This is a genomic window from Methylocapsa sp. S129 (assembly GCF_009765995.1).
GTDB lineage: Bacteria > Pseudomonadota > Alphaproteobacteria > Rhizobiales > Beijerinckiaceae > Roseiarcus.
Genome location: NZ_LMUI01000011.1, coordinates 655031 through 675236 on the forward strand (window position 1 = coordinate 655031; position 20206 = coordinate 675236).

Genomic DNA, 20206 nt, shown 5'->3' on the forward strand with positions numbered 1-20206 from the left:
GCTTCGTACGCGCAGAGTCTTGACCGGGCGCTCAAACGCCCGGCCCATGCGTCTGCCGCCTTGCTGCGATGATCGCTTCGGCGGTGCGGCCGGCCAGTTCGGCCAGATGATCGAATTTCGTCTCGAAAGCGCCGACGCCTGAGGTCGCCGAGCGCAATTCGACGATCAGATCGCCGATTTCCGCCTCCGGGATCAAAGCGCTCAGCACATCCCATCCGTCCCATCCCTCGCGCGGCTCGAAACCGAGGATCTGGCCGCGCCTGGCGCTGACCAGAGCGCTGGCGCGCGCCATCGCGTCGGCGGGCACGAAAATCGAGACGGCGAGGATCGGCTCCAGCAGGACGGGGCGCGCCTTGGGCAGCGCTTCCCCGAGCGCGATTTTCGCCGCCGCGCGAAACGCCATGTCCGACGAATCCACCGAATGATAGGAACCGTCCGTCAAAGTGACGGCGATGTCGACAACGGGAAAGCCGAGGGGGCCGCGCGTCATCGCGTCGCGCGCGCCCGCCTCGACGGAGGAGAAATACTGGCGCGGCACCGTGCCGCCATGCACGGTCTCGGCGAAAGCGAAGCCTTCGCCGCGGGCGCGCGGCGCGACGTCGACCGCCACATCGCCAAACTGGCCGTGGCCGCCCGATTGCTTCTTGTGCCGACCGCGCACCGAGACGGCGTCGCGGATGGTTTCGCGATAGGCGACGGACGGCTTTTTCGATTCGACCGTCACGCCGAAACGGGCGGCGAGCCGCTCAATGGTGACGCGCAGATGCATCTCGCCCTGGCCCAGCAGCTTGAGCTCGCCCGATTCCTGATCGTGAAAATGGACCAGCGCGGAATCCTCGTCGCAGAGTTTGGACAAAGCCGCGGCCAGCCGCACTTCGTCCTTGCGGTCCTTCACATGGACGGCGATCGATTGGGTCGGCGCGGGCGGCGCCGCGACGATCGCGGCTTCCGGCGCCTTTTTCGCGTCGGTGAAACGATCGCCGGTCGCGACCTGCTCCAGCCGGGCGAAGGCGATTGTCTCGCCTTGTTCGGCGCGCGTGATTTTGGCTGAAGCCGCGCCCATCAGGCGCGCCAGCCCGGCGATGCGCTCCTCCGCGCTGCTGGCGCTGACGACGCTGGCTCCATCGGCGAAGCTGCCGCGCAGCACACGGGCGAGCGACAATTTGCCGCCATGGCCGGTGTGAATGGTGCGCAGGACCTGCGCCAGCGCCGGGCCCTGCGGCGCAATCCCGAGCCGCTCGCGCGTCTGCTCGACGCCGGGCGCTTCGTGCCGCAACGCCTTCAGCAGCCTCGTCACGCCATGGCCGCGATCGGCCGAGCCCATCAGTAGCGGCACGACATGGCCGCCGCGTAGCTCCTTGGCGAGATCGTCGAACACGCGATCGCGCGGCGGCTCGATTTCGCTGATCAATTGCTCCATCAGCGCATCGTCGTAATCGGCGAGCCGCTCCAGCATGGAATAGCGCGCCTCCTTATGGTCCGGCGCGACGCCTTCCGGCGTCTCGATGATGGTCGAAGGCGCATGTTCGCGATAGAGGAACGCCCGTTCGAGAGCGAGATCGACAAAGCCGATCGCCACATCATGCTGCCAGACTGGCAACTGGCGCAGTAGCAGCGGCGTGCGCGAGGCCGGCTGCAGCATCGCCAAAGTCTCGCGAACGCCCGCGCTCGCCAGATCAATCTTGTTAAGGAACAGGATGCGCGGCACGCGCATTTCCTCAAGTTCGCGCAGGATGATCTGCAGCGCCGGCGCCTTGCGGCTGTCGGCCTCGCAGACCACGATCGCCGCGTCGCAAACCGGCAGCGCGTGGCGCATGTCGTGGATGAACTCGACCGAGCCGGGGCAATCGAAGAAGGTGAAGCGGTCGCCCATATAGTCGATGCTGGCGACATTGGGCTCGACGCTCATCGCATGGGCGCGCGCCTCGGGACTGGAATCGCCGATGCTGGTGCCCTCGCGCACCGAGCCCTGGCGCGGCGCGCCGCCGCCGCGCGCCAATATCGCTTCGAGAAGGCTGGTCTTACCGCTTTGAAAGGGGCCGACGAGCGCGATCAGCCGCGGCCCCGCAATTCTTCTATCGCCTGTTTCCGCGGAGCCGACCATGACGATCCTCCCAACTTTTGGCGGTGGGCGTGGCCGTCTATCCGCAGCCAAAGCCTCTTGGATGCTTAAGGTTGCAAGTCTGGCCGCCCGATGCAAGGCGCCAATTGGCCGGAGGCGGCGGCCGCTGGACCCTGGATCGGCGCCTGTCGCAATTCGCCCGGTAACGTTGTATGGACAACGAAAATTCGCACGCCGGCGCCCGCAGAAGGCGGCTCTGGGCGCGCGCAGGCTGGTTTTGAAGGACGTTATGACGGAATTGGCGCCGCCCGATCGCGAAGCCCTGGTCGCCGCCCTTGGCGGGCGCTCGATCGTGCTCGTCGGCATGATGGGAGCGGGCAAAACCTCGGTCGGCCGCCGCCTCGCGGCGCATCTCAATCTGCCCTTTGTCGACGCCGACGGCGAGATCGAGGCGGGCGCGCAAATGACGGTGCCGGAGATTTTCGAGCGCTTCGGCGAATCCTATTTCCGCGACGGCGAGCGCAAAGTGGTCGCGCGGCTGCTGACCGAAGGGCAGAAAGTGCTCGCCACGGGCGGCGGCGCCTTCATGAATGAGGCGACAAGGGCTCGGATCGCCCAATCGGGCGTCTCAATCTGGCTGAAGCCTGATTTTGACGTGCTGATGCGCCGGGTCCGCAAGAGATCGAACCGTCCCTTGCTGCAGACCGATAATCCCGAGGAGACCCTGCGCCGGCTTTTGCAGGAGCGCGGCCCTATCTATGGGCTGGCCGATCTGACCATCGAACCGCGCGACGGGCCGCATGACGCGGTCGTCGAGGCGATCATGTCGGCTCTGGGCGCGCATCTGGCGAGCCCGCGCGCAGCCGCGCTCAACGGCGCCGCGCCGGCGGCGGCGATTCATGAGGTCGAGGTCGCGCTCGGCGTGCGCGCCTATAAGATATTGATCGGCGACGGATTGATCGCCGGCGCGGGCGAACATATCGCCCGTCTTGCGCCCGGCGCCCATTGCGCCGTCGTCACCGACAGCAATGTCGCCGCCCTGCATCTCGATGCGCTCAACGCGAGTCTCGCCGCGGCCGGGCTGCGGTCGTCGACCATTGTCGTGCCGCCGGGCGAATCCTCGAAATCCTATGCGCGATTCGCCGAGGTATGCGATGGTCTGCTCGCCGCCCATATCGAACGGCGCGATCTTGTCATTGCGTTCGGCGGCGGGGTGATCGGCGACCTGACCGGCTTTGCCGCCGCCAGCGTGCGGCGTGGGCTGCGTCTCGTGCAGATTCCCACGACCCTGCTCGCGCAGGTCGATTCCTCGGTCGGCGGCAAGACGGCGATTAATTCGCCCCATGGCAAGAACCTTGTGGGGGCTTTTCATCAACCCTCGCTCGTCCTGGCCGACATCGGCGCGCTCGACACGTTAAGCCAGCGCGAATTTCGCGCCGGCTATGCCGAAACCGTCAAATATGGGTTGATCGGCGATCTCCCGTTTTTCGAATGGCTGGAGGCGCATTGGCGCGACGTCTATGCGGGCGGCCCGGCGCGTCTTCGCGCCGTCGCGACAAGCTGTGCGGCCAAGGCGGCGGTGGTGGCCGCCGATGAAACCGAACAGGGCGAGCGGGCCTTGCTCAATCTGGGCCACACCTTCGCTCATGCTTTCGAGCGCATGACGAATTATGACGGCGCGCTCCTGGTGCATGGCGAAGCGGTGGCGATCGGCATGGCCTGCGCGTTCCGCTTCTCGCGTGCGCTCGGGTTTTGTAACGGCCAGGACGCCGTGCGGGTCGAGAATCATTTACGCGCCGTCGGCCTGCCGACCCATATGCACGAAATCGCCGGGCTGGACGCAGAGCCAGAGGCGATTCTGGCGGCGATGCGCCAGGACAAGAAGGTCGAACGCGGCCGCCTGACCTTCATCCTCGCCAAGGGGATCGGCGAGAGCTTCATCGCCAAGGACGTCGACGAAGCGCGGGTGCGCGACTTTCTCCGCGACGAACTTGCGCGCAACGGGTAAACTGCCGAGTTCCTATCGCCTAACATCGAGGCCATCATGTCGTTAACCGTCGACGCTCTGATCGTGTTGGCGAGCGTCTTTGCGTCAGCCTTTTTTTCGGGCGCCGAAACGGCGCTGACGGCGGCGTCCCGCGCCCGCATGCACGCGCTTGAAATGGACGGCGACCAGAGCGCCAAACTGGTCAATCGGCTGATCGCGATGCGGGGACGGTTGATCAGCGCGATGTTGTTCGGCGGCCAGATCGTCAATATCGCCGTTTCCGCTTTCGCCACCAGCGTGCTTGTCGCGCTCGCGGGCGATCGCGGCGTCGTCTATGCGACGGCGATCATGACCGCGATGATCGTCATCTTCGGCGAAGTCCTGCCCAAGACCGTCGCGATCGCCTATCCCGACCGCGTCTCGCTTCTGATCGCGCCGGTCGTCTCGTTTTTCGTGACGATATTCTGGCCGGTGGTGGCGGCGATCGAAACTTTCGTGCGCGGCCTTCTGTGGCTGTGCGGCATGCGGGCGAGCGAACGCCAGTCCATCGCCTCGGGACACGAAGAATTGCGCGGCGCGGTCGATCTCTTACATCGCGAAGGCGGCGTCGCGCGCTCTGAACGCGATATGTTCGGCGCGCTGCTGGAGCTCGACGAAATCGAAGTGTCGGAGGTGATGATCCACCGCACCAATATGGGAACGATCAACGCCGACCTGCCGCCGGCCGATCTGATCCGCGAGGTGCTCGCCTCGCCTTACACGCGCCTGCCGCTATGGCGCGGCCAGCCCGACAATATTATCGGCGTCCTGCACGCCAAGGACCTGTTTCGCGCGCTGGCGGCGGCGGGCGGCGATTCAAGCCGCATCGACATCGAAGATATCGCACTCGATGTCTGGTTCATTCCCGACACCACCACGCTGCGCGATCAGTTGCAGGCGTTTTTGCGCCGTAAGACGCATTTCGCGATGGTCGTTGACGAATATGGCGTCGTGATGGGATTGGTGACGCTGGAAGACATCATCGAGGAGATTGTCGGCGACATCAAGGACGAGCACGATGTCGCGGCCCAGGGCATGCGGCCGCAGCCTGACGGTTCGGTGATCGTCGAAGGTTCGGTCACCATCCGCGACCTCAACCGCGCGATGGACTGGACATTGCCCGACGAAGAAGCGACGACGATCGCCGGGCTCGTCATCCATGAAGCGCGCGCCATTCCCGAGCCGAGACAGGCCTTCATCTTCCATGGATTTCGGTTCGAGGTTCTGCGCAAGAACCGCAACCGCATCGCCGCGCTGCGCATCTCCGCCGTCACCGCGCCGAAGGGGAAGGGCCAGGAGAAGGATCAGGAGAGCGAAGGAGACGCGGCGGTGCGCGACTGAAGCTCCAGGACCCCTTCTCCCGAGAATCGGGAGAAGGTGGCCCGACGAAGTCGGGTCGGATGAGGGCGGCGAAGCTGGGCGCCGCATCAAGAAGCCCCCCACGCGGAAAGGCCCTCATCCGGCGCTGCGCGCCACCTTCTCCCGCGGAGCGGGAGAAGGGAGCCTGGCGGCGAACCTAACCAGCCACCGCTTCGATCGCGAGCGTGTCGAGTTCGAAGCTTCCATCCTCGCTGATAGCGAAATGATCGCGCACTGGGGCGCTCGCTTGCGCCTGAAGGCTGCGGATAGCCTTCACATAGAGTTCAGGCGTTTTTGTCCGCTCCGTCCAGACGGCGAATTCCAGTCGCACCTTGCGCGCCGTCAGCCCGGTCGCGCGAAAGCCGGAGCGGGCGAGCGCCGCCAACCATTCCGCGGCGCTGTAATTGCGCACATGCGAGGGATCGCGCAACAGCTCGATCGTTTGCAAATGCGTATCCAGCAGCGGATGCGCGGGGGCGACGGCGTCGGCGAAGATCGCGCGGCCGCCGCTTTTGAGCACCCGCCGTGCTTCGCGCAGGCCCGCTTCCATATTGTTCCAGTGATGGGCGCTATATCGGCACATGACGATGTCGAAGGCGCCGTCCTCGAAAGGCAGGCGCTCGGCGGCGGCTTGCTGCACGACTATGTTGCGCAGCCCGCGCTCGCTCGCCGTGCGCTTCACCTGCGCCAGCATTGCGGGCGTCAGATCGCAGGCGACGACTTCGCGCACATGCGGCGCGGCGCGGTAGCTGACATGGCCGCCGCCGCAGCCAAGATCCAGCGCGCGGGCGTCGGCCTGCCCGGTGACGAAGGCTTCGATCTGATCGAGGTCGGCCCCGGCGCTGTGGACGGCGCTGCTGACATAGGCCTCCGCGCGCGGCGCATAATGGGTGACGACAAAATCATGCTGGGTCGTGTTCACGTTGTTTCTCCGGATTGCGTGGCCATTCTCTTTCGAAATTTAACCTGTTACAAGTTGCGGTCTTATCCTGGTATAAAACGTCCTCCAATGTTGCTGCCCCACGATCAGAGACGACTTCTGGGCGCTTTTCTCCGCCGGCGCCGGGAGCAATTGCGCGCCGCTGATGTCGGCCTCCACCCCAGCCGTTCGGGGCGCCGGCGCACGCCCGGACTTCGCCGCGAGGAAATGGCCGAGATTTGCGGGATGAGCCCGACCTGGTACGCCTGGATCGAGCAAGGCCGGGATATTTCCGTTTCCTCCGCCGCTCTGGCGCGGATGGCGGACGCCATGCAGCTTACGCCGGCGGAGCGGTCCTATCTGTTCCAGCTTACCCGCAAGCGCGATCCGTCGGAGCCGCCGGCTGTACGGGAGGAGGAAGGCGAGCCTTCGCGGATTTTGCAAGACGCCGTGAACGCCATGACCGCGCCGGCTTATCTTCTTGATCGCCTGTGGCGCGTCCGCGCCTGGAACCCGCCCGCCGCGCGCCTGTTCGCCGACTGGCTAGGAGGCGACGAGCCTTGCCTGCTGGCCTATGTCTTCCTGAACCAATCCGCGCGAAAATTCATCCTCGATTGGAAGGATCGCGCGCGCCGTCTCGTCGCCGAGTTTCGCGCCGATAGCGCGCGCAATCCCGACGATCCCGCCTTGCGCGCGCTCGTCGATCGCCTGCGCACGGGAAACCGGGATTTCGCGGCGTTCTGGAGCGATCACGCCGTTTTGGCGCGCGAGGGCGGGGCGCGCGGATTCAATCATCCGCGCGACGGCATGCTGTACTATGAGCAGGCGACGCTGTCGCCGGCCGGTCAGCCGGACTACAAGCTGGTTATGCTGTTGCCCTCGCCAGACTCAAGGACTGAGACGTAACGGCGCGCTATCGCGCCGGGACGAGGGACGCGGCGCACGACTCTCGCGGCGGCTCGGTTCGCTATGATATTTTCTCTTCAGCCATCTCCTGAAACGCCAGACGCAGCGTTCGCGCCGCCTCGCGAAAGATTTCGTCGTGAGGAATGCGATCCTCCTCGCTCAACATTTCGTCGGTGGCGTAGCCATATTCGACCAGGAGCCGTATGCGGCGCCAGAGCGCCTCCCTGGACGCGTTCGGAAGCAGCCCTGCATAGACGTCGACGATCCGGTCGGTGACGAACCGGTGCGAGGCGATGCGCACATGGGCGAGCGCTGGCGAGGCGCGCAGGGCGCGTTCGGTCCAGACGCCGCCGGGCTCGGCTGCGGTCACAAGCGCTGTGTCGCGCAAGAGATCCTCGATATGGTTCGTCAACGCCTCGCTTCCGTTTGGCGCGTGGCGTTCGAGCCAGCCAAAGAGAACCTCGTTCTGACGATCCATCAGACGCTGCCCCAAGGTCTCGAGCACCGCATATTTGTCCTTGAAATAACGATAGAGCGCGGGCGGCGTCATGCCGGCGCGCGCGCAAATCATATTGGTGGAAATGCGCTCGATGCCGACCTCGCCCAGAAGCTCGCCGGCGACATCAAGCAAGTGGTCGCGCGTCTGCACCGCGCGCGCCTGTTTCGGCGCCACGGGTCCCGAAGCGGGGAGCGTTTTCTCTCTACGTCGCGATCCAGCCATGGCGGTCGTCATATCCGAAGTCGTGCGGCCAAAGCGATTATTCCAATTGACAAACGATAGCCATAACTACTAATAATGACTTTATTATGATCCGCTGCGCAGAGGGCGCGGGCAAAGCAATGAAAGCCCGCGACGATCTTTGACGGCATGGTCAGCGACGGCGACAAGGAAGGGGCGATCATGACCGAGCCGCCAGCGACGCCGGACGCGACCGAAATCGCCGCGATGATTCGGCGCAAGCAGATCACCGCGCTTGAGGCGGTCGACGACGCCATCGCCCGCGCCGAGGCGATGCAGCCTATGCTCAACTTCCTGATCGCGCCGATGTTCGAACAGGCGCGGACGCGAGCCAAATCCGGCGCATTGACGGGCCCCTTCGCCGGCGTGCCCTACCTGATCAAGGATATGTACGACATTGAAGGCGTTCCGACGCGCTGGGGCGCACGCTTCACGGAGATCGCGCCGATCCCGACTGCGAGCTGCGCGCAGGTGAAGGCCTTCGAGTGTGCCGGGCTGGTGTTGATCGGCAAATCGGCGTTGGGCGAATTCGGCTGGCTGCCGACGACCGAACCCTTGGCCTTCGGCCCGACGCGTAACCCATGGGATCTCAGCCGCACGCCGGGCGGATCCTCGGGTGGTTCGGCCGCCGCGGTGGCGGCCGGCGTGCTGCCGATGGCGGACGCGGCCGACGGCGGCGGCTCGATCCGCATCCCGGCCTCCGCATGCGGCCTGTTCGGCCTGAAGCCTTCGCGCCGACGGTTGATTGGCGACCAGCATCCGGCCGGCGGCATTGAGCTCACCGCGGAACATTGCGTGTCGCGCAGCGTGCGCGATTCGGCGGGCCTGTTCGCGGCGATGGAGCGCGTGGGCGCGGAAGCCGCGTTGCCGCCGATCGGCGCGGTGACTGGGCCATCGAAGCGTCGCTTGCGCGTTGGCTATGTGCTGGGCAGCATCGGCGGCCGGCAGCCGGACGCGGAGGTGCGGGCCGGCGCGGAGAACGCCGCCAAGCTTATGGAGCAGCTTGGGCATAAGGTTGAGCCGACGGTTTGGCCGCTTGACGGCGCCGCGCTTATCGACGACTTCCTCAAGCTCTACCGGTCCGCCGCGCTCGAAGTCGCAGGGTTGGCGCGCCTCGCCATCAACCCGAAAGTCGTCGCCCTTGCCTCTTTGGCGCTGAAATCCATCGGGTTGCTGCCTCGCGGCATCGGGCGCAAGCCCGACACATCGGCGCTGGAGCCATTGACCCTAGCGATGGCCGAAGAGGCCGCCAAATTGCCCGCCGGCGAACTTGCGAAGGCGAAGGCCGGGCTGAGAGAGTACGACGCGTCCTACGATGACTGGTTTGCGCGCTACGATGTGATCCTGTCGCCGGTGCTGCTCCAGCCGCCTGTTCCGATCGGCCACATCGCTGGCGATGTGGCGGTCGAAACGTTGATGGCGCGTGTCTTCGACTTCGCGGATTATACCTTGCTCCACAATATCGTCGGAGCGCCGGCGATGAGCGTCCCCCTTCACTGGACAACAGGCGGGTTGCCGGTCGGCATGCAATTCGCGGCGCGCGTCGGCGGCGAGCGGACATTGTTCGAACTCGCCTATGAGCTCGAGGCGGCCCAACCCTGGGCGAACCGCCGGCCGCCCATCTTCGCCGAAGGGAGGCGCCAATGACGATCTCGACCGGCGCAATTGAATTGAACAAAGGGCCGCGCGCCTCGGACCCACCTTCGGCGCTTGCCGAGCCGGTCGCCCGGGTTCGCAACGTTGAGAGAACAAGTGAGAAGACCCGTTCCACAGAGCAATATGAAGGAGGGCCGCGAACATGGCGCAAACGAGCACGGCATCGGCGCAGAACCAGGACTGGCTGGTTGGCGCTCCGTCACCGGTCCAAATCGTCGCCGCCTTGTGGATCGGGTCCGTCGGCCTTCTCATTCTCGGCCTGCAACCTGTCCTTCTCGGGGCGCTGTTCAACGAGCATCGCGTCAATCTTGACGAGCTCGCCCTTGTCGCGACGGCCGAGATCATCGCGATCGGCCTCGGCTCCGCTCTTGCCGCGATGCTGTTCTCGACGCGCCATCTGCGATTGAAGTCGGCGATCCTTCTCCTCATTTTGGCGGCGCTCGATTATGCCGTGTCGTTCGCGGATTCCCCCAATACGATCCTGATCGTTCGTACGCTCGCCGGCTTTGTCGAAGGCGGCCTGGTCGCGGTGTCGATTGAATTGATCGCCCGATCCCGCCACGCTGAGCGGATGGGCGGTTACTTCGTCGCGCTACAGACATTGGCGCAATGCGCGCTCGCCTATGGGCTTGGCAAGTGGGTCATTCCGTCGACGCAGGCGGACGCCACCGGAGCGAACGCCGGCTTCCTCGTACTCGCCTTCGTCTGCGCGGCGTCGATGATCGTCGCGCTTCTGGTTCCCGTCGAATATGACGAAATTCCCAAGCAAAGCGGCAGCATGGACGGCGTGCTGACCGTGCGATCGATGCTCGCGCTCTTCGGCATATTGGCGTTCTTCATGTGCATTGGCGCCATCTGGGCGTTTCTGGAGCCAATAGGCGGACAGCATGGCGTTGATTCGCAGACTGTCGCCTTCATGGTTTCCGCGAGCCTTGGCGCGCAAGTCCTGGGCGCCATCGCCGCGACATGGCTCCAGGCGCGCATCAGCTATCGCACCGCGATCCTCGGCTGCGGCATCGTCGCCATAGCGGGGGCCGCCGTTCTGGGGATTGGCGTTTCGCTGTCAATGTTCTGGCTGGCCGTGCTGGCGATCGGGTTCGTCTGGATGTTCATCATCCCCTTCCAGATCGGCCAGACCGTCGCCGCCGATTCCTCGAGGAGCACCGCCCTGCTGGTTCCTGCCGCCAATCTCTTTGGCGCCGCGCTGGGGCCTCTGGCCGCCTCGATCTTCGTGGTTGGCGAGGACGCCAGCGCGGTGCCTGTGTTCTCGATCGGCGCGGTCGTCGTCAGCCTCGCGCTGTTCGGCGCGTTTCTGGCGGTTTCGCGTCGCCGCGCCATCGCCTGAATGAAGAGTGAGACGATCGCGCTTGAGGTCAGCGCGGGGTGAGGATGGAAAGTATGAACCCAATTGCCGAGACCGAATGGTCGAACTGGTCGGGCTTTGTCACCGCTCAGCCGCGAACCCTCGCCAAGCCGCAAAATCAGGACGAACTCTCGGCTTTGATCAAAACGGCGCCCGGTCCCATCCGACTCGCGGGCAGCGGCCATTCCTTCACGCCTTTGGTGAAGAGCGAGGGGACCATCCTCTCCCTCGACAATTTCCAGGGGTTGAAATCGCATGATCCGCAAAAGCTTCAGGCGACAGTCGGCGCAGGCACGCAGATCGGCGCCATGACCAGGCTTTTGCATGATATCGGGCAAGCGCTGCCGAATATGGGCGATATCGACAAGCAGGCTTTTGGCGGCGCGCTCGGCACCTCGACCCATGGTTCGGGAATCACGCTCGGCGCCTATCCGACGCAGCTTGAAGCTATGGAGATCACGGACGGGCGCGGCGCGGTGCGCGAATTCAACCGCGCCGCCAATCCCGATGCGATCTCGGCGATGGGCGCCTCGCTCGGCGCTTTCGGTGCGGTCACCCAGGTCACCATTCGCAACATTGCGAGCTACCGTCTGCATCGTCGGCGATGGTGCGAGCCGGTGGCCGATGTGCTGGATCGCTTTCAGAGCGTGATGACGGCGCAACGATCGGTCGAGTTCTTCTATATCCCATTCTCGGGCCACGCGATGATGCTGACCAGCGACATTACCGACGCGCCGGCGACAAGCCGTCCCCCGAACAGCGACGATGAGGCCGTCAACACTTTGCGAACCCTGCGCAACTTTCTCAAGCGCCTGCCGTGGCTGCGCGGGCGCCTGATCGGATGGGCGATCGCCAGGCTGCCGCCGGAGGATTATGTCGAGGCATGGCTGAACGTCTACGCCACCGAGCGCAATGTGAAGTTCAACGAGATGGAATATCATCTGCCGCTCGAAGAGGGAGCCAAGGCGCTTCGCGAGATCATCGCCTTGCTCGAGACCCGGTTTCCGGAAGTCTATTTTCCGATCGAGGTGCGGGTGGTCGCGCCTGACGAGATTTGGCTGAGCCCTTTCTACAAACGGCCGAGTTGCTCGATCGCTATCCATCACGGCGCGCCCGAGGATCCCTTGCCCTTCTTCAACGCGGCGGAGCCGATCTTTCGCCGATATGGCGGGCGCCCCCATTGGGGCAAGATGCATAATCTGACCGCCAAGGAACTCAGCGCCCTCTATCCGCGCTGGAAGGAAGCGATGGAGGTGCGCCGCGATATGGACCCGGACAATCGTTTCGTGTCGCCTTACCTCGCCCGGCTCCTCGGGGTCGATCTGTGAGCGCCGATCCCTATTTCCTCAAGCTTTCGGAGGCGCTGAGAAGCGCGGACATTCATCAGCCCTGCCTCGTCCTCGATCTTGAACGGCTGGACGCAAACATCGCCATCGTCAAGTCGAAGCTCGCGCCAGGATTGCGGCTGCGCATCGTCGACAAATCCTTGCCGTGCGTGCCTCTGCTGTCGAGAATCCGCGACGCCTTCGGCGCCGATCTGTTCATGACCTTTCACCTGCCGATCAGCGCGGCGGTGCTGGAGAAATTTCCCGCCGCGAATCTGCTGCTCGGCAAGCCGATGCCAGTCGCCGGTCTGCGGCGCGCGCTTACCGAGGGCGCGCTCGCCGATCCCTCGGCGAGGGCGCGCATCGTCTGGCTCATCGACACCGACGAGCGCCTTGCCTCTTATGGCGCGCTCGCCGAGGAATTGGGCGTCGATCTCAGCTTCTGCTTCGAAGTGGATGTCGGATTGCACCGGGGCGGCTATCCGAACCCTGATGCGCTCTTGCACGCGCTCAAGGCGCTCGCAAGCCATCCCAGGCTGCAATGCGTGGGGATCATGGCCTACGAGGCCCATATCGGCCACATACCGGGCTTGTTCGGCGGGCCGGCGCGGGCGCTGGCGAAAACCAAGATTCGGCTCCAGCTTTTCGCGACCTGCCTCGCGCCACACCAAAGGGCCATCCTCAATCTCGGCGGCAGTTCGACCGCCTTGCTCTACGATGGCGGGACCGGCGCCAACGAAATTTCGATGGGCTCGGCCTTTGTGCTGCCGACTGATTTCGACGTGCCCAGTCTGTCCGCGCTGAAGCCCGCCGCCCTGATCGCGACGCCGATCCTCAAAGTCGTCGACGCACAGGTGCCGGGGCTCGACGAAAGCTCGTGGATTCTGCAGAAGCTCGGGCTGTTTCCGCGACGCGGCTGCTTCCTCTATGGCGGAAAATGGATGGCGAAGCCGGTCTATCCCACCGGCATGAAGCCGAACAAAACCATGGGCTTCTCCACGAACCAGCAATTCATGGCGCTGCCTGACGATACGCAAGCAAAGCCCGACGATTATGCATTCCTGCGCCCGACGCAGAGCGAATTCGTGCTGCAACAGTTCGGCCCGATCGCGGTTTTTTCTCGAGGGCGCATCGTCGACCGCTGGCCCGTGCTCGCTCCCTCGTGAGCGATGTAGAGGAAGGGCGGTCGGCGATGACAGCGGTTCGGGGCAAAATTTGCGAGGGCGCGGCGTCGCCGCTCTGGCGCTACGCGCCAACGAGCGCTGGCAGTTCCGACAGGGATTTCACCTGGCGGTCCGGCGCGCCCGGAAGTCGTTCGCGTCGCTGGCCGTATCTGTTGCACCAGACGACCTGCATGCCGAACGCCGACGCCGCATAGGCGTCCCAAGCGTTCGACGACTGAAAGGCGATAGCCGAGGATGGCAGGCTCAATCTGTCGACGGCAAGCTGATAGACCTTCGGATGCGGTTTGTAGAAGCCAGCTTCCTCCACGGAGAGGATCGCGTCGAATATTCCCTCCAGCTTTGCGCCCGCAATCAGCGATCGGAGCATGGCGGGCGTGCCGTTCGACAATATCGCAAGCCGAAGACCAGCGTTCTTGAGACGACGCAATGTGTCCGGCGCCTCCGGAAAGACGTCGAGCGTCATGTAAAGCTTCATCAGACGCTCGCGCAGACCGGGGCGGTCGATGGCTAAAGTCTCGAGCGCGAAATCAAGGGCGCCGCCTGTCACTTGATGGAAGTCCGCGTGCCGGCCCTGCGCTGCCAGCAGCCACGTATATTGAAGTTGTTTGTCGCGCCACAACGCCGTCAACGGCGCCGCCCGGTCGCCAAGGACGTCGGCGCAGCCCCTCGCCGCCGAGGCCAGATCGAACAGCGTGCCATAGGCGTCGAAGACGCAGGCCCTGACGCCGGCCAGAGGTTTCAAAGTCATGGGATGTCTCCGAGCTTTTTCGTCCGTCCCGCTCCCGAATTGCCCGGCGGGTCCTTGTCGCCTATATAGGCGCTCAATGAGGCGGGCGTTGGCCCGGCAAGAGGTTTCATGTCCTGGAATAATCAAGGCGGCGGTCCGTGGCGTTCCGGTCAGGGGCCGTGGGGGCAGGGGCCCGGCGGCGCGCAGCCTCCCGGCGATCTCGAAGAGACGCTGCGGCGCCTTCAGGCGGCCTTGCGCGGTTTCCTGCCCAGCGGGGGCGGATTTGCCGGGCGCGGCGTGATCTTTGTCGTCCTTGTCGCGATTCTCCTTTGGTTCGCTTGGGGTTTTTACACCGTCCAGCCCAATGAGATCGGCATTAACCTTGTGTTCGGCGCCAATCATGGCAAGACGCAAGCGGGCCTCAACTACAATTGGCCCTGGCCGGTCGGGACGGTGATTAAGGTTCCGGTCTCCGACCAGAAGATTACCGAAGTCGGTTATCGCAGCGAGCTCGATGCAGCGGCCGAAAACGGGCGCAATCGGGCCGCTGCGCCCGAAGAAAGCCTGATGCTGACCGGCGACCAGAATATCGTCGACGTCCAGTTCCGCGTGAGCTGGCAGATCGATCCGGCTGCGCCCGAGAATTTCGTCTTCAATATCCGCCACCCCGAAGAAACCGTGAAAGCTGTTGCCGAAAGCGTGATGCGCGAGGTGGTTGGGCTCAAGAAAATCGACGGCATTCTCACCACCGACCGCCAATCCATCGAACCGGATGTGCAGACCCGGCTGCAGAAAGTGCTCAACGACTACCACGCCGGCGTGCTTGTCCTGCAGGTCCAGCTCCAGTCGGTCGATGTCCCCTCGCAGGTTCTGTCCGCCTATCGCGACGTGACCGCCGCTCAGCAGGATCAGCAGCGCGCGGTGAACGACGCCTACACCTACTCGAACAAGGTGAAGCCGGAAGCGGAAGGCGCGGCGGCGCGCATCAGGCTGGAAGCCCAGGCCTATCGTCAGCAGACAGTGGCCGAAGCAACCGGTCAGACGTCGCGCTTCAATCAGGTCTACGAGCAATACAAGAACGCTCCGGGGGTGACGCGCGAACGCATGTATCTCGAAACGATGGAACGCGTTCTCGGCGGAATGGATAAGACGATCCTCGACACCAACGGGGTCGCTCCGCCTGTGCCTTATCTCGCGCTCGACGCCTTGCAGCCCAAGCCCGCGGGAGCCGCCAAATGAGAAATCCTTTCTCCGGCCTCGCGCTTGTCGTCGCTGTGATCGTCGCGCTGATTTTGGTGTTTGGCGTGTTCTTCACCGTCGTTCCGACCGAGCAGGCCTTGGTGCTGCGTTTCGGCGAACCGGTGCGCGATCCGATCGATGCGCCCGGGCTCTATCTCAAATGGCCGTTCACCGATACGGTCATCTATATCGACAAGCGCATTCTCGATCTCGATGAGACGCGGCAAGAAGTGCTGGTTTCCGGCAATCAGCGCCTCGAAGTCGACGCCTTCGTACGCTACAGGATTTCCGATCCCTTGAAGTTTTATCAATCGGTCGGCTCGATCCAGGGGGCCAACGCCCAGCTCGGCGGCATGCTCAATTCCGCCTTGCGCCGGACGTTGAGCGAGGCGTCGATCACCGACATCGTGCGCGACAAGCGCGATGCGCTGATGGCGGACATTCTTGTTCAGGTTAAGTCGGGCGCGGAGCGTTTCGGCCTTTCGGTTGTCGATGTGCGCATCAAACGCGCGGATCTGCCGCCGGAAAATTCCGAAGCGGTTTTTCACCGCATGCAGACCGAGCGCCAGCAGCGCGCCGCCACATTCCGCGCGGAGGGCTCCCAGCAAAGTCAGGAAATCAGAGCCAAGGCGGATCGCGACGTAACCGTGACGATCGCCCAGGCGCAGCAGGAGGGCGAGCAGATCCGAGGTCAGGGCGACGCCGAGCGCAATCGCATTTTTGCGGAGAGCTACGGCAAGGATCCTGATTTTTTCGCATTCTACCGCTCGATGCAGGCGTATGAGACGGGCCTGAAGGGCGAGTCGCGCATTATCGTGAGCCCGAAGTCGGATTTCTTCCGCTATTTCACCACGCCGACGCCCACTGCGGCTTCGACGACCGGAGAGGCCAAGCCGGAAACCCAGACGGTTAAGTGATTTGCGCGATTTTTCTGCCGCCATAGGCCTTGTTTTCGCGATCGAGGGCATGCTCCTGGCCGGATTCACCGAGACGATGCGCCGCCGGATGGAGCAGGCGGCCAAAGAGAAGCCGGCGCGTCTTCGCTGGTTTGGCATCGCCGCCGCGCTGGTCGGCGTCGCCATCGTCTGGGCGGCGCGGCGCGGCGTTTGAGGCGGCGGCAAGAACAGGTACACTGGGGAACAATCGTGGCGTCCGCCGCTTTGCCGACATGATTGTTGTTCAGGGATTGCGCCATTAAGGTTCGAAGAGACTTTAGTCCCAGGAGAAAGACGCCATGCGCGTTACCCAAACGTCCGTTTCAGTGCGCGTTAATCCGTTCCTTTCGCAGTCGGTCGTGTGGCGGAAGGGTCGGCGCTCCGCGCTGGCGCTCGCGCTGGCCGCGGGCCTGGCGACCGTCTCCGTCTCCGCTCAGGTCGCCCCCGCCATGGCGCAGGCAAAGCCGGCTTCGCTCGCCGATCTTGTCGATAGCGTCGCTGAAGCGGTGGTGAATATTTCCGCGACCCAGACGGTCGACGACAAGGAAGCGGATGCCGGGCCGCAGATGCCGGATTTGCCGAAAGGCACGCCTTTCGACGACATGTTCGAACAATTCTTCAGAAATCATGGCCAGAACGGCGCGGCCCCGCGGCCTCACAAATCAAGCTCGCTCGGCTCGGGGTTTGTGATCGACGCCAGCGGCATCGTCATCACCAACAACCATGTCGTCGGCGACGCCAACGACATCATGGTGATCTTCACCGACGGCCGCAAACTGAAAGCCGAGGTGATCGGCAAGGATCCCAAGGTCGATGTGGCGGTGCTGCGCGTCAAAAGCGACAAGCCCCTGAAGACCGTGAAATTCGGCGACAGCGACAAGATGCGCGTCGGCGATCCCGTGATGGCGGTCGGCAATCCTTTCGGGCTTGGTGAGACGGTGACGGCCGGCATCGTTTCGGCGCGCAACCGCAATATCGATAGCGGGCCTTACGACAATTTCATTCAGACCGACGCCTCGATCAACAAAGGCAATTCGGGTGGGCCTCTGTTCAACATGGCGGGCGAGGTCATCGGCATCAACACTGCGATTCTGTCGCCATCGGGCGGCTCGATCGGCATCGGCTTCGCCACGCCGGCCTCGTCCGTCGTGCCGGTGGTCGCCCAACTCGAGGAATTTCACGAAACGCGGCGCGGCTGGCTTGGCGTCCGCATCCAGAATGTCGACGATTCGATCGCCGAGAGCCTTGGGCTTGGAACTGCGCGCGGCGCGCTGATCGCCGGCGTCGACGACCGCGGCCCGGCCAAGCCGGCCGGCCTTCTGTCCGGCGACGTGATCGTCAAATTCGACGGCAAGGACATCAAGGAATCGCGGGACTTGCCCAAACTGGTCGCCTCGTTGCCGGTCGGCAAGGAAGTTGACGTCGTCATCATCCGCAAGGGCCAGGAAATCACCAAGTCGGTCAAGCTTGGGCGCCTCGAAGACGGCGAGAAGGTCGCCGCCGTCGCCACCGGCGACGATGACGCGACTGCCGAAAAGAAGGCCATGTCCAAGGCCTTCGGCATGGAGCTTTCGGGCCTGTCGGATGAGGCGCGCAAGACTTTCAAGATCAAGGATGGCGTTAAGGGCGTCGTCGTGTCGTCGGTCGAGCCCAATTCGCCGGCCGCCGAAAAAGGCCTGCAGCCAGGCGACGTGATCGAAGAGGTCAACCAGCAGGCGGTGAGCCAGCCCGGCGAAGTCAGCAAGGCGATCGACGCGCTGAAAAAAGCCGGCAAGAAATCGGCGCTGATGCTCGTCGCCAACGGAACCGGCGATGTTCGCTTTGTGGCGCTGGCGATCGAATAGGGCTTTGCTTTTCTTCCGCCACGGCGGGAGAAAAACTATCCCTCGATGAACGCGCTACGCGCAAAGCCTTGTGCGTAGAGCAAAGCGGTCAGGTCGGCATGGTCGATGCTCGCATGGGCCGCCGCGGCGACGGCGGGTTTGGCGCGGTAAGCGACGCCAAGCCCAGCTTCGCCGAGCATGGCCAGATCGTTGGCTCCGTCGCCGACCGCCAGCGTTTCGTGAAGGGCGAGGCCGTGGCGCGCGCGAAGATCGCGCAATGTCGCAAGCTTGGCGTCGCGGCCGAGGATCGGCTCGCCGACGCGGCCCACAAGCAGGCCGTTCTCGACGACAAGCTGGTTGGCGCGATGCTCGTGAAAGCCGAGCCGATCGGCGATCGCGCCGGTGAATTGGGTGAAGCCGCCTGAGACAATCGCCGCATAGGCGCCGCCGGCCCCCATGGTCTGAACGAGCGTGCGCCCGCCAGGCGTCAAAGTGATGTTGCGCTCCAGAACTTCGGCGATAACCGTCTCAGGCAGGCCGGCAAGAAGCGCGACGCGCTCGCGCAAAGCGGGCTCGAAGGCGATTTCGCCGCGCATCGCCCGTTCGGTGATGTCCGCCACGCGCGCGCCGATGCCGACGCGCGCCGCGAGTTCGTCGATGCATTCCTGGCCGATCAGCGTTGAATCCATATCGGCGAGCAGCAGTTTCTTGCGTCGCCCGGCCGCCGGCTGCGCGATCGCGTCGATCGGCGCCCCCGCCAGCGCCGCGCTCAAACGCTCGCGGGCGAGCGGCAGCGCCGAATCTTCGCCCTCAAAAAAAAGATCGGCAGCGACATTCGGGTCGAGCCATTGCGTCGAGGAAAAGCCTGGCAGCGCTTGCGCGGCGCGCGCGATCAAGGCATCGCTGAGCGCGGGATGCAGCGGATTGGCGACGAGCGTGGCGACAAAGGTCTGTGACGGCATGGGTCCGAAGGGCTTGGCATGGGCGCGGCCGCGATGAAGCGCCGCGCCCTTCTCATCGCAGGACCGACGGCGAGCGGCAAGTCGGCCGCCGCGCTGGCGCTTGCCCAAAAGCTGGGCGGAACCATCGTCAACGCCGATTCGATGCAGGTCTATCGCGATTTGCGCGTGCTGACGGCGCGGCCAAACGCGAGCGAAGAAGGCCACGCGCCGCATGAATTGTTCGGTTGCATCGACGGCGCGGTGAATTTTTCGGCCGGACGCTGGCTTGCCGAAGCCAAAGCCGTTGCGGATCGCATTTTCACGGAGGGCGTCCCGGCGATTTTCGTCGGCGGGACGGGGCTTTATTTCCGCGCGCTGACGCAAGGCTTTTCCGAAATTCCGGCCGTGCCGGACGATGTGCGCGCCCAGGTGCGTACCGAAGCCGAGCCGTTTCAAAGCGTCGAATTGCACGCCCAACTCGCCCTTCGCGACTCGGCGACCGCCGCCAGATTGCGGCCGAGCGACCGGCAACGCATTCTTCGCGCGCTCGAAGTTCTCGCCGCGACGGGCCAGCCGCTCGCCTCATTCCAGGGCGCGCGCGGGGCCGCTTTGCTTGCGCCGGGACAATGGACGGGAATGTTTCTTGCGCCTGACCGCGAGACGCTCAACGCCACGATCGACAGGCGCTTTGCCGCGATGCTGCGAGCGGGCGCCCTGGAGGAGGTCGCGGCGCTGGCGGCGCGCAAGCTCGATCCCGCGCTCCCCGTCATGCGTGCCCATGGCGTCCCCCATCTCATCGCCCATCTGAACGGGGACCTGTCCCTGGACGAGGCGGCCAGCCGCTCGGCGCTCGACACCCGCCGCTACGCCAAGCGTCAATTCACCTGGGCGCGCCACCAGATGCCGGAATTCGCCTGGGTCGCGCCCGACAAGGCCGTGGAAGCGGGCGAGCGCGCCTTCGACGGCTTCCTTTGACCGTCGCCTTGCGGTAAATTTGCTCCC

At 64.4% G+C, this 20206-nt stretch carries 17 protein-coding genes; 12 read left to right on the forward strand and 5 right to left on the reverse strand.

The window, feature by feature from the left end; translation table 11 throughout:
• Positions 1-31: 31 nt before the first annotated feature.
• A complete protein-coding gene (locus GSQ90_RS05540; RefSeq protein ID WP_158813779.1) occupies positions 32-2104 on the reverse strand; it encodes an elongation factor G in 2073 nt (690 codons plus the stop codon).
• A gap of 247 nt (positions 2105-2351) precedes the next feature.
• Between GSQ90_RS05540 and aroB the strand changes: the two genes are divergently transcribed.
• A complete protein-coding gene (gene aroB, locus GSQ90_RS05545) occupies positions 2352-4070 on the forward strand; it encodes a 3-dehydroquinate synthase (protein WP_158813780.1) in 1719 nt (572 codons plus the stop codon).
• A 36-nt stretch (positions 4071-4106) separates the two neighbouring features.
• Positions 4107-5429, forward strand: a complete 1323-nt coding sequence (locus tag GSQ90_RS05550; protein ID WP_158813781.1) for an HlyC/CorC family transporter — start codon at positions 4107-4109, stop codon at positions 5427-5429.
• Between the two features lie 175 nt (positions 5430-5604).
• Here the strand turns inward: GSQ90_RS05550 and GSQ90_RS05555 are convergent, their stop codons facing one another.
• Positions 5605-6369, reverse strand: a complete 765-nt coding sequence (locus GSQ90_RS05555) for a class I SAM-dependent methyltransferase (protein WP_158813782.1) — start codon at positions 6367-6369, stop codon at positions 5605-5607.
• An 87-nt stretch (positions 6370-6456) separates the two neighbouring features.
• On the opposite strand from GSQ90_RS05555, the gene GSQ90_RS05560 reads away from it, so the two are divergent.
• The gene (locus GSQ90_RS05560; RefSeq protein ID WP_158813783.1) at positions 6457-7272 is read left to right on the forward strand and encodes a helix-turn-helix transcriptional regulator; all 816 of its coding nucleotides are present in this window, start codon (positions 6457-6459) and stop codon (positions 7270-7272) included.
• A gap of 61 nt (positions 7273-7333) precedes the next feature.
• Here the strand turns inward: GSQ90_RS05560 and GSQ90_RS05565 are convergent, their stop codons facing one another.
• Positions 7334-7921 (reverse strand): TetR/AcrR family transcriptional regulator, encoded by a 588-nt coding sequence (locus tag GSQ90_RS05565; protein ID WP_210254820.1) that lies wholly within the window; start codon positions 7919-7921, stop codon positions 7334-7336.
• Between the two features lie 252 nt (positions 7922-8173).
• Here GSQ90_RS05565 and GSQ90_RS05570 point away from each other — a divergent pair, with 252 nt between their 5' ends.
• The 4 genes from GSQ90_RS05570 to GSQ90_RS05585 all read left to right on the forward strand — a co-directional run bounded on the left by GSQ90_RS05570 (position 8174) and on the right by GSQ90_RS05585 (position 13521).
• Complete coding sequence (locus GSQ90_RS05570) at positions 8174-9658, forward strand: amidase (protein WP_158813785.1); 1485 nt, start codon at positions 8174-8176, stop codon at positions 9656-9658.
• A gap of 151 nt (positions 9659-9809) precedes the next feature.
• The gene (locus GSQ90_RS05575; protein WP_158813786.1) at positions 9810-11012 is read left to right on the forward strand and encodes an MFS transporter; all 1203 of its coding nucleotides are present in this window, start codon (positions 9810-9812) and stop codon (positions 11010-11012) included.
• 53 nt (positions 11013-11065) lie between these two features.
• Positions 11066-12358: a D-arabinono-1,4-lactone oxidase gene (locus GSQ90_RS05580; protein WP_371418332.1), complete on the forward strand. Its 1293-nt coding sequence runs from the start codon at positions 11066-11068 to the stop codon at positions 12356-12358.
• On the forward strand, positions 12355-13521 hold the full coding sequence (locus GSQ90_RS05585; protein ID WP_158813788.1) for an alanine racemase: 1167 nt from the start codon (positions 12355-12357) through the stop codon (positions 13519-13521). Before GSQ90_RS05580 ends, GSQ90_RS05585 begins: the two co-directional genes overlap by 4 nt.
• A 79-nt stretch (positions 13522-13600) precedes the next feature.
• Here GSQ90_RS05585 and GSQ90_RS05590 read toward each other — a convergent pair whose 3' ends face one another.
• Positions 13601-14287: a haloacid dehalogenase type II gene (locus tag GSQ90_RS05590; RefSeq protein WP_158813789.1), complete on the reverse strand. Its 687-nt coding sequence runs from the start codon at positions 14285-14287 to the stop codon at positions 13601-13603.
• A gap of 108 nt (positions 14288-14395) precedes the next feature.
• On the opposite strand from GSQ90_RS05590, the gene hflK reads away from it, so the two are divergent.
• From hflK to GSQ90_RS05610, 4 genes are all read left to right on the forward strand, one after another.
• Positions 14396-15505: an FtsH protease activity modulator HflK gene (hflK, locus tag GSQ90_RS05595; protein WP_158813790.1), complete on the forward strand. Its 1110-nt coding sequence runs from the start codon at positions 14396-14398 to the stop codon at positions 15503-15505.
• Complete coding sequence (hflC, locus tag GSQ90_RS05600) at positions 15502-16422, forward strand: protease modulator HflC (protein ID WP_158813791.1); 921 nt, start codon at positions 15502-15504, stop codon at positions 16420-16422. Before hflK ends, hflC begins: the two co-directional genes overlap by 4 nt.
• Position 16423: 1 nt before the next feature.
• Positions 16424-16615 (forward strand): DUF2065 domain-containing protein, encoded by a 192-nt coding sequence (locus GSQ90_RS05605; RefSeq protein WP_246731421.1) that lies wholly within the window; start codon positions 16424-16426, stop codon positions 16613-16615.
• Between the two features lie 124 nt (positions 16616-16739).
• Positions 16740-18284 carry a Do family serine endopeptidase gene (locus GSQ90_RS05610; protein ID WP_158813792.1) on the forward strand — a complete coding sequence of 515 codons (1545 nt, stop codon included), beginning with the start codon at positions 16740-16742 and terminating at the stop codon, positions 18282-18284.
• Between the two features lie 35 nt (positions 18285-18319).
• Here GSQ90_RS05610 and serB read toward each other — a convergent pair whose 3' ends face one another.
• Entirely contained in the window at positions 18320-19225 is a 906-nt protein-coding gene (gene serB, locus GSQ90_RS05615) for a phosphoserine phosphatase SerB (protein ID WP_158813793.1), read from the reverse strand.
• A gap of 18 nt (positions 19226-19243) precedes the next feature.
• On the opposite strand from serB, the gene miaA reads away from it, so the two are divergent.
• Positions 19244-20179 carry a tRNA (adenosine(37)-N6)-dimethylallyltransferase MiaA gene (gene miaA / locus GSQ90_RS05620; RefSeq protein WP_246731422.1) on the forward strand — a complete coding sequence of 312 codons (936 nt, stop codon included), beginning with the start codon at positions 19244-19246 and terminating at the stop codon, positions 20177-20179.
• The last annotated feature ends 27 nt before the right edge of the window (positions 20180-20206 follow it).

Excerpts from the sequence above, each read along its gene's own strand:
- GSQ90_RS05540 (WP_158813779.1), bottom strand. The coding sequence starts at position 2,104 with ATGGTCGGCTCCGCGGAAACAGGCGATAGAAGAATTGCGGGGCCGCGG.
- aroB (WP_158813780.1), top strand. The coding sequence starts at position 2,352 with ATGACGGAATTGGCGCCGCCCGATCGCGAAGCCCTGGTCGCCGCCCTT.
- GSQ90_RS05550 (WP_158813781.1), top strand. The coding sequence starts at position 4,107 with ATGTCGTTAACCGTCGACGCTCTGATCGTGTTGGCGAGCGTCTTTGCG.
- GSQ90_RS05560 (WP_158813783.1), top strand. The coding sequence starts at position 6,457 with ATGTTGCTGCCCCACGATCAGAGACGACTTCTGGGCGCTTTTCTCCGC.
- GSQ90_RS05570 (WP_158813785.1), top strand. The coding sequence starts at position 8,174 with ATGACCGAGCCGCCAGCGACGCCGGACGCGACCGAAATCGCCGCGATG.
- GSQ90_RS05575 (WP_158813786.1), top strand. The coding sequence starts at position 9,810 with ATGGCGCAAACGAGCACGGCATCGGCGCAGAACCAGGACTGGCTGGTT.
- GSQ90_RS05580 (WP_371418332.1), top strand. The coding sequence starts at position 11,066 with ATGAACCCAATTGCCGAGACCGAATGGTCGAACTGGTCGGGCTTTGTC.
- GSQ90_RS05590 (WP_158813789.1), bottom strand. The coding sequence starts at position 14,287 with ATGACTTTGAAACCTCTGGCCGGCGTCAGGGCCTGCGTCTTCGACGCC.
- hflK (WP_158813790.1), top strand. The coding sequence starts at position 14,396 with ATGTCCTGGAATAATCAAGGCGGCGGTCCGTGGCGTTCCGGTCAGGGG.
- hflC (WP_158813791.1), top strand. The coding sequence starts at position 15,502 with ATGAGAAATCCTTTCTCCGGCCTCGCGCTTGTCGTCGCTGTGATCGTC.
- GSQ90_RS05610 (WP_158813792.1), top strand. The coding sequence starts at position 16,740 with ATGCGCGTTACCCAAACGTCCGTTTCAGTGCGCGTTAATCCGTTCCTT.
- serB (WP_158813793.1), bottom strand. The coding sequence starts at position 19,225 with ATGCCGTCACAGACCTTTGTCGCCACGCTCGTCGCCAATCCGCTGCAT.
- miaA (WP_246731422.1), top strand. The coding sequence starts at position 19,244 with ATGGGCGCGGCCGCGATGAAGCGCCGCGCCCTTCTCATCGCAGGACCG.